General features: G+C 66.3%; 16 protein-coding genes. 11 read left to right on the forward strand and 5 right to left on the reverse strand.

Annotation, left to right across the window (positions count from 1 at the left end; translation table 11 throughout):
• Window positions 1-257: 257 nt before the first annotated feature.
• A complete protein-coding gene (ugpC, locus tag CXG43_RS10150) occupies window positions 258-1346 on the forward strand; it encodes a sn-glycerol-3-phosphate ABC transporter ATP-binding protein UgpC (protein WP_101099860.1) in 1089 nt (362 codons plus the stop codon).
• Window positions 1347-1441: 95 nt separating this feature from the next.
• On the opposite strand, the gene CXG43_RS10155 is transcribed toward ugpC, so the two are convergent.
• Window positions 1442-2314 (reverse strand): folate-binding protein YgfZ, encoded by an 873-nt coding sequence (locus CXG43_RS10155; protein WP_101099861.1) that lies wholly within the window; start codon window positions 2312-2314, stop codon window positions 1442-1444.
• Between the two features lie 39 nt (window positions 2315-2353).
• On the opposite strand from CXG43_RS10155, the gene CXG43_RS19440 reads away from it, so the two are divergent.
• The 10 genes from CXG43_RS19440 (at window position 2354) to CXG43_RS10205 (ending at window position 9252) form a co-directional block, all read left to right on the forward strand.
• Window positions 2354-2527, forward strand: a complete 174-nt coding sequence (locus CXG43_RS19440; protein WP_080335156.1) for a DUF1674 domain-containing protein — start codon at window positions 2354-2356, stop codon at window positions 2525-2527.
• 57 nt (window positions 2528-2584) lie between these two features.
• A complete protein-coding gene (gene sdhC, locus CXG43_RS10165) occupies window positions 2585-2980 on the forward strand; it encodes a succinate dehydrogenase, cytochrome b556 subunit (protein WP_042614014.1) in 396 nt (131 codons plus the stop codon).
• Window positions 2977-3363, forward strand: a complete 387-nt coding sequence (gene sdhD, locus CXG43_RS10170) for a succinate dehydrogenase, hydrophobic membrane anchor protein (RefSeq protein ID WP_101099862.1) — start codon at window positions 2977-2979, stop codon at window positions 3361-3363. The genes sdhC and sdhD overlap by 4 nt, the downstream gene beginning before the upstream one ends.
• 31 nt (window positions 3364-3394) lie before the next feature.
• On the forward strand, window positions 3395-5185 hold the full coding sequence (gene sdhA, locus CXG43_RS10175; protein ID WP_042614012.1) for a succinate dehydrogenase flavoprotein subunit: 1791 nt from the start codon (window positions 3395-3397) through the stop codon (window positions 5183-5185).
• A gap of 69 nt (window positions 5186-5254) precedes the next feature.
• Window positions 5255-6040 carry a succinate dehydrogenase iron-sulfur subunit gene (locus tag CXG43_RS10180; protein WP_101099863.1) on the forward strand — a complete coding sequence of 262 codons (786 nt, stop codon included), beginning with the start codon at window positions 5255-5257 and terminating at the stop codon, window positions 6038-6040.
• A 70-nt stretch (window positions 6041-6110) separates the two neighbouring features.
• A complete protein-coding gene (locus CXG43_RS10185) occupies window positions 6111-6359 on the forward strand; it encodes a succinate dehydrogenase assembly factor 2 (protein ID WP_101099873.1) in 249 nt (82 codons plus the stop codon).
• Window positions 6360-6384: 25 nt separating this feature from the next.
• Complete coding sequence (locus CXG43_RS10190; protein WP_332870934.1) at window positions 6385-6750, forward strand: hypothetical protein; 366 nt, start codon at window positions 6385-6387, stop codon at window positions 6748-6750.
• A gap of 35 nt (window positions 6751-6785) precedes the next feature.
• The gene (locus tag CXG43_RS10195; RefSeq protein ID WP_101099865.1) at window positions 6786-8027 is read left to right on the forward strand and encodes a lipoprotein-releasing ABC transporter permease subunit; all 1242 of its coding nucleotides are present in this window, start codon (window positions 6786-6788) and stop codon (window positions 8025-8027) included.
• Window positions 8020-8733 (forward strand): lipoprotein-releasing ABC transporter ATP-binding protein LolD, encoded by a 714-nt coding sequence (lolD, locus tag CXG43_RS10200; protein WP_101099866.1) that lies wholly within the window; start codon window positions 8020-8022, stop codon window positions 8731-8733. The genes CXG43_RS10195 and lolD overlap by 8 nt, the downstream gene beginning before the upstream one ends.
• Window positions 8734-8814: 81 nt before the next feature.
• Window positions 8815-9252 carry a DUF6491 family protein gene (locus CXG43_RS10205; protein WP_101099867.1) on the forward strand — a complete coding sequence of 146 codons (438 nt, stop codon included), beginning with the start codon at window positions 8815-8817 and terminating at the stop codon, window positions 9250-9252.
• Here CXG43_RS10205 and CXG43_RS10210 read toward each other — a convergent pair whose 3' ends face one another.
• From CXG43_RS10210 to htpG, 4 genes are all read right to left on the reverse strand, one after another.
• Window positions 9253-9522, reverse strand: coding sequence for an oxidative damage protection protein (locus CXG43_RS10210; protein ID WP_042614005.1), 270 nt, complete (start codon window positions 9520-9522; stop codon window positions 9253-9255).
• Between the two features lie 125 nt (window positions 9523-9647).
• Window positions 9648-10664: an A/G-specific adenine glycosylase gene (gene mutY / locus CXG43_RS10215; RefSeq protein ID WP_232767728.1), complete on the reverse strand. Its 1017-nt coding sequence runs from the start codon at window positions 10662-10664 to the stop codon at window positions 9648-9650.
• 73 nt (window positions 10665-10737) lie between these two features.
• Window positions 10738-12087, reverse strand: a complete 1350-nt coding sequence (ftsY, locus tag CXG43_RS10220; RefSeq protein WP_101099869.1) for a signal recognition particle-docking protein FtsY — start codon at window positions 12085-12087, stop codon at window positions 10738-10740.
• A gap of 261 nt (window positions 12088-12348) precedes the next feature.
• Entirely contained in the window at window positions 12349-14256 is a 1908-nt protein-coding gene (htpG, locus tag CXG43_RS10225; RefSeq protein ID WP_101099870.1) for a molecular chaperone HtpG, read from the reverse strand.
• Between the last annotated feature and the right edge of the window lie 212 nt (window positions 14257-14468).

Here is a 14468-nt window from a genome sequence, read left to right on the forward strand (position 1 = left end):
TGCTGCAACGGGCCATCCGGCGTCTGCCGATACGACCCGCCACGGGCGGGCGGGGTACTGTCCGTACATCGTGACGCAGATGATGCGTTCCGACCTAGGGATACTGCCACGTGAAAACGTTTACATGGCAGAATGTGCAACTGTATTCGATTGCATTGGCGCCGTCATGCGGCACTGAGGCAAAAACACTGCCGTCGGGAGGGCCGAAGGCAGTCCACGTGCAACAGCCCCGGTGACGGGCGGACTGGAAGAGTGAAATGGCAAAAGTGCAGTTGCAGGGTGTGCGCAAGGTCTACGACAACGGCCAGGTCGCGGTTAAGGACGCTACCTTCGAGGTCGCCGATGGCGAGCTGATGGTATTGGTCGGCCCGTCGGGCTGCGGCAAGTCGACCCTGCTGCGGATGATCGCAGGCCTGGAAGAAATCAGTGGCGGTACGCTGACCATCGGCGAGCGCGTGGTCAACGACGTGGCGCCCAAAGACCGTGACATCGCCATGGTGTTCCAGAGCTACGCGCTGTACCCGCACATGACCGTGGCCGAAAACCTGGCCTTCGGGCTGAAGCTGCGCGGCCATGACAAGGCCACCATCGACAAGCGCATCAGTGAAGCGGCGCAGACGCTTGGCCTGACCGACATGATGGACAAGCTGCCCAAGGCGATGTCCGGTGGTCAGCGCCAGCGCGTGGCGCTGGGCCGTGCACTGGTGCGCGAGCCGGCGGTGTTCCTGCTGGACGAACCGCTGTCCAACCTGGATGCCAAGCTGCGCCACAGCGTGCGCACCGAGATCGCACAGCTGCACCGCAAGCTGGGCACCACGATGATCTACGTGACCCATGACCAGGTCGAAGCGATGACCCTGGGCCAGCGTATCGTGGTGCTGAAGGACGGCGTGATCCAGCAGATCGACACGCCGATGGAGCTGTATGACCGTCCGGCCAACCTGTTCGTGGCGGGCTTCCTCGGCAGCCCGGCGATGAACGTGCTGCGTGGCACCCTGCAGGGCAGTGCGGCCGGTGTGGTGGTGCGCGATGGCGACTGGACGGCGCCGCTGGGCCAGGCGACCATCGATCCGCGCTGGCTGGACAAGCCGATCGCGGTGGGCGTGCGCCCGGAGCACCTGCAGCCGGCCGACATCGGTGCCGAATGGACCTTCGATGCGCGCATCGAAGGCATCGAGCCGGTAGGCAACGAAATCTTCGTGAACCTGGTCAGCGGCCAGCATGCGCTGACCATGCGGGTGGCGCCGCGTGCGCTGCCGGCAGTGGGTGAGACGCTGAAGCTGGCCGTGCAGCCCAATGCGCTGCATTTCTTCGATGCGGAAACCGGCGAACGCCTGGGCGCCTGATTCCGGTCAGTGACGGCCGTGGTGGGTGACGACCGTTGGTCGTCACGCTCTTCACCGGGAAAAGGCGCCGACCAAGGTCGTCACTACAAGCGCGGTCAGCGCGCCAAACCATCGTGCAGCGGCAACCGCTGCGCCGGTTCGCCGCCCACGCTGAGCGCCCCATCGCTGGTTTCCAGCGGCAGCACCGCCAGTGCCAGCCGATCGGCCACGCTGGCGATGCTGCCCAGCACGCTGCCGTCCTGCTCCACGCTGGCGCCGGGCTCTGCGGGCGCCGACAGCTGCAGCAGCTGCAATGCCCGCTTGGCCTTGCCCAGGAAATGCGTGCGCGCGACGATTTCCTGGCCGGGGTAGCAGCCCTTGCGGACGCTGTAACCGTTCAGCCGATCCAGTCCCAGCTGCTGCGGGGTCCAGTGTTCGCGCTGGCTCGCCACCAGGCGGGGCAGGCCCAGCCGCAGGTCGGCCTGGCGCCACGCGGCGGTCAACACCGCATCGGCGTCCGCCGTCTTGATGCCGGCGACCGTCGGGGTGATGCGCATCACCCGCAGCAGATCCGCTCCGCCAAGGTCCAGTTCAAGCATTTCTTCCAGCGAACCGGCCACGGCTGAGCCGACCGCGGCCTGCGGTGCAGCGAAAGCAGCCCGCACCCGGAGATCGTCGCGGCGCGTGATCTTCACCTTCCGACGGAACACAAAACGCTGCAACTGCGAAGCAATCGCATCTGCATCGCCGTCAGCGAAGACCAGCAGGAGCGCGTCGGAGCTGAGCCGGATGAGCTGAAACACCGCGATCGTGCGGCCTTTGGCGGTCAACCACGCACTCCAGTGCCAATGCGAATCGCTCAACGCGGCCACATCGCTGGAGAACTGCGCCTGCGCGAACGTCACCGCATCGGGGCCGGCAAGGGAGACCAGCTGGCGGTCGTCCAGCAGGGCATATGCAACTAAATCAGGGGAAAGGTTGTCAGGCACGTGAACGAGGTCTAGAATTTGTGCGTTGCGAGAATCCTGATGATAGGCCAAACAACCCCCACTCCCGACACCGAAACTGAAGCCCCGCTGGATCCGACGGCGCCCGCGCCCGAAGGCATGCCTGCCGAGCAGAAGGAATACGGTGGACGCGGCGGACTTGATCCGGTGCGCTACGGTGATTGGGAGAAAAACGGACGCTGCATCGATTTCTGATCCAGCATTGAGCCAACGCGGCATTGTGCCGCCCAGCCGAGACAACGAGCCCAGCGAATGGCGAGCAGAGAACGTCCCCTATCCCCGCACCTGCAGGTGTACCGCTGGCAGATCCAGATGGTTGCCTCGATCCTGCATCGAGCCACCGGCATCATCCTGTCGGTGGGCGCCCTGATCATTGCCGGCGGCCTGCTCGCCCTGATGATGGGTCCCGCGTCCTGGACCTGTTTCACCGACCACGCCGGTGCCTGGTACGGCCAGCTCATCCTGTTCGGATGGACCTGGGCCTTCGCCTACCACCTGCTCAACGGCATCCGCCACATGTGCCAGGACTTCGCCATCGGCATGAGCATTCCCTCGTTCGTGCGCAGCGCGTGGATTTCGGTGATCGGCTCGCTGCTGATCACCGCCCTGGTGTTCGGCTACGTGCTGCTTGCCGGAGGTGCCGCATGAGCCGTTTCCGCACCCCGCTGAAGAACGTGCGAGGCCTGGGTGCCGCCAAGACCGGCACCGAACACTTCGTCAACCAGCGCCTGACCGCCACCGCGCTGGTCGTGCTGTCGATCTGGTTCCTGGTGTTCGTGGTCGGCCTGATGGGCGACGACCATGCGACCGCCATGGCCGCTGTCGCCAAGCCGTGGAATGGGATCCTGGTGGTCGGGTTCCTGGTGGCCATGTTCTGGCATGCCCAGATCGGCCTGCAGGTGGTCCTTGAGGACTACATCCATAATTCGCTGCTGGCCGTCGCGCTGCAGACCACGGTGAAGTTCATCGCCGTGCTCGGTGCCATCGTCAGTGTGTTCGCTGTGGTCCGCATCGCGCTCGGCGCGGCCTGAACCCAGGCACCAAGACAGGAATACAGAGTAGATGTCCGCTTACAAGATCACCGAACACAAGTACGACATGGTCGTGGTGGGCGCCGGCGGTGCCGGCCTGCGCGCGACCTTCGGACTGGCTGCCAAGGGCCTGCAGACCGTGTGCCTGACCAAGGTCTTCCCGACCCGTTCGCACACCGTTGCCGCCCAGGGTGGCATCTCCGCCGCGCTCGGCAACATGGGCGAGGACGACTGGCGCTACCACTTCTACGACACGATCAAGGGCTCGGATTGGCTGGGTGACCAGGACGCCATCGAGTACATGTGCCGCGAGGCGATCCCGGCGATCATCGAGCTGGAACACTACGGCGTGCCGTTCAGCCGTACCGAAGAGGGCAAGATCTACCAGCGCCCGTTCGGTGGCATGACCACCAAGTACGGCGAAGGCCCGGCGGCGCAGCGCACCTGCGCGGCGGCCGACCGTACCGGCCACGCCATGCTGCACACGCTGTACCAGCAGTCGTTGAAGCACGATGCGCGCTTCATGATCGAGTACTTCGCACTGGACCTGATCTTCGACGAAGACGGGACCTGCCGCGGCGTGCTGGCCATCGACATGGCCGAAGGTTCGCTGCACCTGTTCCGCGCCCAGGGCGTGGTGCTGGCCACCGGCGGCTACGGCCGTGCGTACTTCAGCGCCACCTCGGCCCACACCTGCACCGGTGACGGCGGCGGCCTGGCCATGCGCGCGGGCATCGCGATGCAGGACATGGAGTTCGTGCAGTTCCACCCGACCGGCATCTACGGCGCGGGCTGCCTGATCACCGAAGGCGTGCGCGGCGAAGGCGGCATCCTGCGCAACAGCAGCGGCGAGCGCTTCATGGAGCGTTACGCACCGCACTACAAGGACCTGGCGTCGCGTGACGTGGTCGCGCGTTCGATGACCGTGGAAATCCGCGAAGGTCGCGGCGTCGGCGAGCACAAGGACCACATCCTGCTCGACCTGACCCACCTCGGCCCGGGCGTGATCGACGACAAGCTGCCGGGTATCGCCGAAAGCGCGCGCATCTTCGCCGGCGTGGACGTGCACAAGCAGCCGATCCCGGTCATCCCGACCGTGCACTACAACATGGGCGGCATCCCGACCAACTTCCATGGCGAAGTGGTGCGCATCGACGGCGACAACCCCGATGCGGTGATCCCGGGCCTGTACGCCATCGGCGAAGCGGCCTGCGTGTCGGTGCATGGCGCCAACCGCCTGGGTTCCAATTCGCTGCTGGACCTGGTGGTGTTCGGTCGCGCGGTGGCCAACCGCTGCGCCGAGACGATCAAGCCGGGCGCTACGCACAAGCCGCTGCCGGCCGATGCCTGCGACAAGGCACTGGGCCTGCTGGACAAGCTGCGTTACGCCAAGGGCGATACGCCGACCTCGGTGATCCGCGACAACATGCAGCGCACCATGCAGGCCGATGCCGCCGTGTTCCGCACCAGCCAGACGCTGAAGGAAGGCTGCGAGAAGATGGCGGGTATCTTCGATTCGTTCCAGGACGTCAAGGTCAGCGATCGCTCGCTGGTCTGGAATTCCGACCTGATCGAAACCTACGAGCTGAACAACCTGCTGCTCAATGCAGTGGCCACGATCAACTCGGCCGAGCAGCGCAAGGAAAGCCGCGGTGCGCACGCGCACGAAGACTTCCCGGACCGCGACGACGTCAACTGGCACAAGCACACGCTGGTCAAGGTCGACGACAAGGGCAAGTGCAGCTTCGATTACCGTCCGGTGCACATGTACACGCTGACCGACGAGGTCGACGTGGTGCCGCCGAAGCCGCGCGTGTACTGATCGCGACCCCCGCCTACCATGCAATCCGCGCCTTGACGGCGCGGGCCGCCTGAGCCAACGAGAGCAGCCATGGCCGAGTTTTCCCTGCCGAAGAATTCAAAGATCACGAAGGGCAAGCACTTCCCCGCCGCCAGCGGCGCGAAGAACCTGCGGACCTTCAAGGTCTACCGCTGGAGTCCGGACGACGACAGCAACCCGCGTACCGATACGTATGAGATCGACCTCGACGCGTGTGGTCCGATGGTCCTGGACGCGCTGATCAAGATCAAGAACGAGATCGATCCGACGCTGACCTTCCGTCGTTCGTGCCGCGAGGGCATCTGCGGTTCGTGCGCGATGAACATCGACGGCACCAATACGCTGGCCTGCACCCGCGCCATCGCCGACTGCGGCAAGGCTGAAGTGCCAATCTACCCGCTGCCGCACATGAGCGTGGTCAAGGACCTGGTGCCGGACCTGACCCACTTCTACGCGCAGTACGCGTCGATCAAGCCGTGGATCCGCACGCAGACCCCGGCACCGCCGGACCGCGAGCGCCTGCAGTCGCCGGAAGACCGCAAGAAGCTGGACGGACTGTACGAGTGCATCCTGTGCGCATGCTGCTCCACCAGCTGCCCGAGCTACTGGTGGAATGGCGAGCGCTACCTGGGCCCGGCGATCCTGCTGCAGGCCTACCGCTGGATCATCGATTCGCGTGATGAGGACACCGGTGCGCGCCTGGACGATCTGGAAGATCCGTTCAAGCTGTACCGCTGCCACACCATCATGAACTGCGCACGGACCTGCCCGAAGGGCCTGAACCCGGCGCTGGCGATCGCCGAGATCAAGAAGCTGATGATGGCCCGCCGCGCCTGAGTGGTGCGGTTGCCGTGAAGTACCCCGCGACGCCGAGCCCTGCTCGGCGTTGCGTTATCCGGGAATGACGATGGACGAAGCGATCCTGTTGAAGAAGCTGCGCTGGCGTTGCCGCCGCGGCATGCGTGAGCTGGACCAGCTGTTCGAGCATTACCTCGACCGCGAGTGGGCTGCGGCCCCGGCCGAAGAGCGGGAGGTTTTCCTGTTCCTGCTCGATTGCGAGGACGATAAGTTGTGGCGGTGGTTCATGGGTTACGAGGCCTGCCCGCATGCACACGCCGTCCCCTTGCTCGACCGGATCCGCACCCTCAAGGCTTGAATGGCGCCCGTCGCGGCTGCAGGCCGTGGCCGAGGCGATGGTATTGCTGGCCGCACCGTGGTTGATCGGTGCCAGTGGGATGCCGGTGCGGCTGCAGCCGCCGGTCGTGCTGCTGTGCTGGTTGGTGCAGGCGGTGCTGCTGTGGCGGCGGCTGGGTGCGCCTTGTCGCGTGCTGTGGTTGCAGGACGCACCTCGCCCCCTGCTGCTGGACGGAATGGAACTGGAAGATCCCGCGCTGCACGTGCGCGGCCCATGGCTGCAGCTGCGCTGGCAGGGCCCGGGGAAAAGGCGCGGCGTGCTGCTCTTCTGGCCGGATGTGCTGTCTCCCGGCCAACGACGTGAACTGCGTCTGGCCGTCCGTGCACGGCAGGTTTCCCGTAAGCCGCCGTAGGTGGCACCATATGCTGAATCTACTGGCGCACCTGCATGTTCAAACCCATTCCCGTGTCCATCGGCCTGCGCTACCTGCGGGCCAAGCGCCGCAACGGCTTCATCTCCTTCATTTCGATGGCATCGATCCTGGGCATCGCGCTGGGCGTGACGGTACTGATCACCACGCTGGCGGTGATGAGTGGTTTCCAGAAGGAAATCCGCGACCGCCTGCTGCAGATGTCCGCGCACACCACCATCACCCGCGACGGCGAGCCGATGAGCGACTGGCAGCGCGCCGTGGACGTGGCCTACCAGGATCCGCGCGTGGCCGGTGCCGCGCCGTACATCGAGATCCAGGCCATGATCAGCGGCCCCCGCGTGCAGGGCGCGGTGGTGCAGGGCGTGGACCCGGCGATGGAGCCGAAGGTCTCCGTGGTTGCCGAGAAAATGAAGAAGGGCCGCTTCGACAGCCTCACGCAGGGCAGTTACAACATCATCCTCGGCCAGGAGCTGGCGACCTGGCTGGGCGTGGGCGTCGGTGACCAGGTGGTGGCAACGCTGGCCGAAGTGCAGGGCACGCCGATGGGCGCGATCCCGCGCATGAAGCGCTTCACCGTCAGCGGCATCTTCGAAGCCGGCTACAACGAGATCGACCGCGGCGTGGCGTTCGCCAACATGAAGGACCTGGAGCGTGTGCTGCGCATCGACGGCGCCACCGGCGTGCGCCTGAAGCTGCATGACATGGACCAGGCGCTTACCGTCGGGGTGGATCTGGCGCAGCGCCTGGGCGGTGCCTACCGGGTCAGTGACTGGACCCAGCAGAACGCCAACCTGTACCACTCGCTGCGCATGGAAAAAGTGGTGATGGGCATCCTGCTGTCGCTGATCATCGCGATGGGCGCCTTCAACCTGGTGTCCTCGCAGGTGATGCTGGTGACCGACAAGCAGGCCGACATCGCCATCCTGCGCACGCTGGGGCTGACCCCAGGCGGGGTGATGGGGGTGTTCATGGTGCAGGGTTCGCTGATCGGCATCATCGGCACCGTCGCCGGCGTGATCGGCGGCATCACCCTGACCCTCAACCTGGAACGCATCCTCGGCGCCATCGAGGCAGTGTTCAACGTCAAGCTGCTGCCGGAAGACGTGTATTACATCACCGGCCTGCCGACCGACATGCAGACCGCCGACATCGTGGTGATCACCGTGGTGGCGCTGCTGATGAGCTTCCTGGCCACCCTGTACCCGGCGTGGCGCGCCGCCCGCACCCAGCCCGCGGAGGCGCTGCGTTATGAATGAGGTTTTCTCCCCCGGGCAGGAAGTGATCCGCGCGCAGGCGCTGGGCAAGACCTACGCCGAAGGCCGGATGCATACGCCGGTGTTCGATGGCCTGGACCTGCAGGTCAGCGCCGGCGAAACCGTGGCCATCATCGGTGCCTCCGGTGCAGGCAAGAGCACGCTGCTGCACCTGCTGGGCGGGCTGGACACGCCGAGCGCGGGCGAGGTGTTCGTCACCGGCCAGCAGATGTCCACGCTGTCCGACGGCGCGCGTGGCCTGCTGCGCAATCGCGCGCTGGGCTTCGTGTACCAGTTCCACCACCTGCTGCCGGAGTTCACCGCGCTGGAAAACGTGATGATGCCGGTGCTGCTCGGCGGTGGTGAAGTGGCCGCGGCCAATGACCGCGCCAGGCAGTTGCTGGAGTCGGTCGGCCTGGGCCATCGCCTGCAGCACAAGCCCGGTGAGCTGTCCGGTGGCGAGCGCCAACGCGCCGCCGTGGCCCGCGCGCTGGTCAACCAGCCGGCCTGCGTGCTCGGCGACGAACCCACCGGCAACCTGGATGACCGCACCGCCGGCACCGTATTCGAGCTGATGCTGGAACTCAACCGCGCCCGGCACACCTCGCTGGTACTGGTCACTCATGACCGCAGCCTGGCGCGCAAGCTGGACCGCGTGCTGGAACTGCGCGAAGGCAAGCTGCACGCATTGGCCCACGCCAACGTCTGAGGGTAGTGACGGCCAGCGGCCGTCACTACCGGGTTCACGGGCGCGGTTGCATCATCGGCTTGATCCCCATGGAATCCTGCCATGAAACGTCTGATCCTTGTCTTCCTGTGCGGCAGCCTTGCGGCCTGTGCCAGCAGCGGGCGATTGAGCAGCGTTGAGCGGCTGGCGCTGTACCGCGCCCACGCCGGTGCGCCGCAGAGTGACATGCCTTTCCAGGGCAGCCTGAACGGCTGGAACGAGCTGGGCGACAGCGCACTGGCGGTCTGGACCCGTCCGGGCCAGGCGTTCCTGCTGGAGCTCACCGGGCCGTGCCCGGACCTGCCGTACGCGCAGGCGATCGGGCTGAGCAGCCGGGTCGGGCGGGTATCGGCGCGGCTGGACAAAGTCCTGGTGCGCGGGCCGGGACCGGGGCCGCAGATGCCGTGTTACATCGGCAGTATCCGCCCGCTGGACGTCAAGGCGCTGCGCGCTTCAGAGCAGCAGCTTCGGCATGCCCAGATCGAAGGGCGCCAGGAATGATCAGGCTTCGGGCACGAAACCCGGCGGCTTTTCCGCATTGCCGGCGAACAGGTACTTGACCAGTTCTTCCTCCAGGAACGCGCGGTGCTTGGGATCGCGCGGTGACAGCCGGTTTTCGTTGATCAGCATGGTCTGGTGGGCCAGCCAGGCGCTCCAGGCAGGCTTGCCGATGTTGGCGAAGATGCGCTGGCCGAGCTCGCCGGGGTAGGGCACGAAATCGAGGCCTTCGGCATCGGCTTGCTGGTACTGGCAGAAAATGGTGCGGGGCATGGGCAGGTACTCGTGTTCGAAGCGATAGTGTAGCGCCGAGCCACGCTCGGCGGCCTTCGTCGGGCATCGTCAGGCTCCCGGCCAGGAGCCTCCGAGCACGCCCCGACGCCAACCGGTGCGTGCGCTCAGCGCGCCTGCAGCAGCTTGCGGATGGGCGCGGGCAGGCCCAGCGCGGGCAGGTCCTCGGCTGCCACCCAGCGCAGCATCGGATGCGCGTGTTTCAGGCCTTCCACGCGGGTGCGCAGTACCTGCAGGTGCAGGCGGTAATGACTGAAGGTGTGCTGCAGCACGGGCAGTTCCTCGGCATCTTCCAGGGCCCCGTCGACGTTCGCATCGAACCACGCCTGCAGCGCCATGCCGCTGTCGGCCTGCGGCAGGGTCCACAGCGACGCCCAGATGCCGGTCTCCGGGCGCTTCTGCAGCAGCACGCGCCCGTGTCCGTCGCGCAGCCACAGGGCCATCGCTTCCCGCTCCGGCAGCACTTTGCCCGGCTTGGCCGTCGGCAGTTCGGCGGTACGTCCATCGCGGCGCGCCACGCAGTGGTCCTGCAGCGGGCAGATCACGCAGGCTGGTCGGTTTCGGGTGCACAGCGTTGCGCCCAGGTCCATCTGTGCCTGGGTGTAATCGGCCATCCGTCCGGCTGGTACGTGGGCCACGTGCGCTTCGGCCAACGTCCACAGCGGCCGCTCGACAGCCGGCAGGCCGGGGAATCCTTCGATGCCGTGGTAGCGGGTCAGCACGCGTTTGACGTTGCCATCCAGGATGGCGAACGGATCGTCCCAGGCCTGGCTGAGGATCGCCCCGGCGGTGCTGCGGCCGATACCCGGCAGTGCGTGCAGCGCATCGAAATCACGCGGCAGCTCGCCACCGTGGGCGTCCACGCAGCGCTTGGCGGCGGCATGCAGGTTGCGTGCGCGGGCGTAATAGCCGAGCCCGGCCCACTGCGCCATTACCGCATCGTTGTCGGCCGCGGCGAGGTCGGGCAGGGTGGGGAGGTGCTGCAGGAACTTGAGGAAGTACGGGATGACCGTAGCGACCTGGGTCTGCTGCAGCATGATCTCCGACAGCCACACCCGGTACGGCGTGCGCGGGTGCTGCCAGGGCAGGTCATGGCGGCCATGCTGGTCGAACCAGTGCAGCAGCCGCGCGACGAACCGGTCATCACCGCCGGCGGCCGACGCCTGCGGTGGCGTGGCCGCAACCGCGGTGGCGGCCTCAGGCACTGCCGAGAGCTTCGGGCAGCAACGCGTCGACGAAGGCTTCCGGATCGAACACGCGCAGGTCTTCGGGGCGCTCGCCGATGCCGGCGAAGCGGATCGGGATGCCGAATTCCTGGGCCAGCGCGAACACCACCCCCCCCTTGGCGGTGCCGTCCAGCTTGGTCACCACCAGGCCGGTGACATTCACCGCCGCGTTGAACTGGCGCAGCTGCGAGAGTGCGTTCTGGCCGGTGGTGCCATCGATCACCATCAGTACTTCATGCGGCGCGCCGGGATCGATCTTGCCGAGCACGCGGCGGATCTTGCCCAGCTCGTTCATCAGGCCGGACTGGGTGTGCAGGCGCCCGGCGGTATCGGCGATCAGCACCGAGGTGCCACGTGCCTTGCCGGCCTGCAGTGCATCGAAGGCCACCGATGCCGCATCGGCGTTCTGGCCCTGGGCAATGACGGTGACGCCGTTGCGGTCGCCCCACGCCTGCAGCTGCGCGACAGCGGCAGCGCGGAAAGTATCGCCGGCGGCCAGCATCAGGCTGTGGCCTTCATCCTTGAAGCGCTTGGCCAGCTTGCCGATGGTGGTGGTCTTGCCGACGCCGTTGACGCCCACGGTGAGCACCACGAACGGCTTTGCGTTGCGGTCGATCAGCAACGGTTGGGCGACCGGTTTCAGGATGGCGATCAGGTCTGCACGCAGGGCGGCCAGCAGCGCATTGGCATCGGCGAACTCGCGCGACTTCATGCGCTTGCGCAGGCTTTCCACCAGGGTCGTGCTGGCGGTGACGCCCACGTCCGCGGTGATCAGGGCGGTCTCGATTTCATCCAGCAGGTCATCGTCGAGCTTGGGATTACGCGAGAACAGACCACCGAAGCTGCGTGCGAACGTGCTGTTGCGCAGGCGCTCGCGCCAACCGGTCTTGCCGGCCGGGGCGGGCTCGGCATCGACCAGCACGGGCAGGTCGGCGGCGGGGCCGGCCGGTGCCGGTGCCGGGGTAACCGGGGCCAGCGGCGCCAGTACCGCGGCGGCGGCGAGGGCTTCGGCTTCGAAATCTTCTGGCGCCAGCACGCGTTCCGGCGTAGGCGTGGCCACGGGTGCGGCAGGTGCAGGGGCAGCGGCAGGTGCCGGGGCGACGACGGGCGCTGCTGCAGGCGGTTGGGCAACCGGCGGCGGCGCTGCTTCTGCGAGGGGTGCAGGGGCTTCCACCAGCGGCGCGACGACCGGCTCCGGCGGCTGCACCGGCCTGGCCGAAGGAAACGCAGCGGCGAGCTCTTCAGCCGAATAGTGCTGGGTCTTGGGCGCATCGACCTGCGAGGCGTCCTGGGCTTTTTTGCGGCGGAAGAAACTGAGCATTGGCGGCTAACGGCTTTAGATCAGGGGGTAGATTACCACCGGGCCCGTCGGGGCCCGTGTGGATGGGGGATCAATGCAAGGGTAGCGCCGAGCCATGCTCGGCGAGCGCAGCGGCTGGAAGCGTGACGACCAACGGTCGTCACCCACCAATCCACGGGAGCGTGACGACCAACGGTCGTCACCCACCAACCGACAGGAGCGTGACGACCAACGGTCGTCACCCACCAGCGGCCGTCACTACCCAGGGCATGCGCCCTGTGCTCAGGCAGACAGTTCCAGCAGCAGCTTGTTCAGGCGCGCAACGTAAGCGCCCGGATCCTTCAGGCTGTCACCGGCGGCCAGCGCGGCCTGGTCGAACAGCACCCGGCCGAGGTCATCGAAGCGCTCGCCATCGGCTTCAGCATCGAGCTTGGCGATCAGCGGATGGCCGGGGTTGATCTCCAGCACCGGCTTGCTCTCGGGCACCTTCTGCCCGCTCGCTTCCAGGATCTGGCGCATCTGCAGGCCCAGGTCCTGCTCGCCGATGGCCAGCACCGCCGGCGAATCGGTCAGGCGGTGTGACACGCGCACTTCGGCCACGTCATCGCCCAGGGCGGCCTTCAGCCGTTCCACCAGCGCCTGCTTGTCCTTGGCTGCCGATTCCTGCGCCTGCTTGTCTTCCTCGCTCTCCAGCGCGCCCAGGTCCAGGTCGCCGCGTGCGATATCCACGAAGCGCTTGCCGTCGAAGTCGGTCAGGTAGCCCATCAGCCACTCGTCGATGCGGTCGGTCAGCAGCAGCACTTCGATGCCCTTCTTGCGGAACACTTCCAGATGCGGGCTGTTGCGCACCTGGGTGTAGCTCTCGCCGGTCAGGTAATAGATCTTGTCCTGGCCCTCGGCCATGCGGGCCAGGTAATCGGACAGTGACACCGTCTGCGCATCGCCTTCGCCGCGGGTGGAGGCGAAACGCAGCAGGCCGGCGACCTTTTCGCGGTTGTTGTAGTCCTCGGCCGGGCCTTCCTTCAGCACCTGGCCGAATTCCTTCCAGAACGTGGCGTACTGCTCTGGCTTGTCCTTGGACAGCTTCTCCAGCATGTCCAGCGAGCGCTTGGTCAGCGCCGATTTCATCGAATCAATGACCGGGCCGGACTGCAGGATTTCGCGCGAAACATTCAGCGACAGGTCGTTGGAATCGACCACGCCCTTGATGAAGCGCAGGTACAGCGGCAGGAACTGTTCGGCCTGGTCCATCACGAACACGCGCTGCACGTACAGCTTCAGGCCCTTCGGCGCTTCGCGGTGGTACAGGTCGAACGGCGCGCGGCCCGGCACGTACAGCAGCGAGGTGTATTCCAGCTTGCCTTCGACCTTGTTGTGGCTCCAGGCCAGCGGGTTGCTGTGGTCATGCGCTACGTGCTTGTAGAACTCGGTGTACTCGGCATCGGTGACCTCGGTGCGCGGGCGCGTCCACAGCGCGCTGGCGCGGTTGACGGTCTCCCATTCCAGCGCCGGTGCTTCGGTCTCGCCTTCGGCCGGGGCGGCTTCCTTCGGCATCTGGATCGGCAAGCCGATGTGGTCCGAATACTTCTTCAGGATGCTGCGCAGGCGCCAGCCATCGGCGAAGTCATGCTCGCCGTCCTTCAGGTGCAGCACGATGCGGGTACCGCGCTCGGCCTTTTCCACCGCAGCGATGTCGAACTCGCCTTCGCCGCGCGAAGACCAGCGCACGCCTTCGGCGGCAGGTGCGCCGGCACGGCGGGAGAACACATCAACCTGGTCGGCGACGATGAAGGCGCTGTAGAAGCCCACGCCGAACTGCCCGATCAGTTGCGAATCCTTCTTCTGGTCGCCGGAAAGCTGGCGCAGGAAGTCGCCGGTGCCGGACTTGGCGATGGTGCCGAGGTGGGCAATGGCCTCTTCGCGGCTCATGCCGATGCCGTTGTCTTCGATGGTCACCGTGTGGGCGTCGGCATCGAAGCTGACCCGCACGCGCAGCTCGTTGTCACCTTCCAGCAGCGCCGGCTGGGTCAGTGCCTCGAAGCGCAGCTTGTCGGCGGCGTCGGCGGCATTGGAAACCAGCTCGCGCAGGAAGATTTCCTTGTTCGAGTACAGCGAATGGATCATCAGCTGCAGCAGCTGCTTGACCTCGGTCTGGAAGCCAAGGGTTTCGGTCTGGGTCGTTTCAGTCATTGCATGGGGCTCCGTGTCATCGCCGCGCCAGCATGTGCGGCCTGCGCAAGGGGTGAGGGTGATTGCCCCGTTATCAAGGCCTCCGGTCGGCCAGCGAACGGCGCAGCCCCTCGTGGTGGTCGCTGGAAGCTGCGGTTCAAGGGGGTGGGCCGGTTGCTGGCTGACCGGATGCCTTGTTAACCGGGCAATCACCTGCATTTTTCTTATATGCT

Source organism: Stenotrophomonas sp. Bg11-02, assembly GCF_002836635.1.
GTDB lineage: Bacteria > Pseudomonadota > Gammaproteobacteria > Xanthomonadales > Xanthomonadaceae > Stenotrophomonas > Stenotrophomonas lacuserhaii.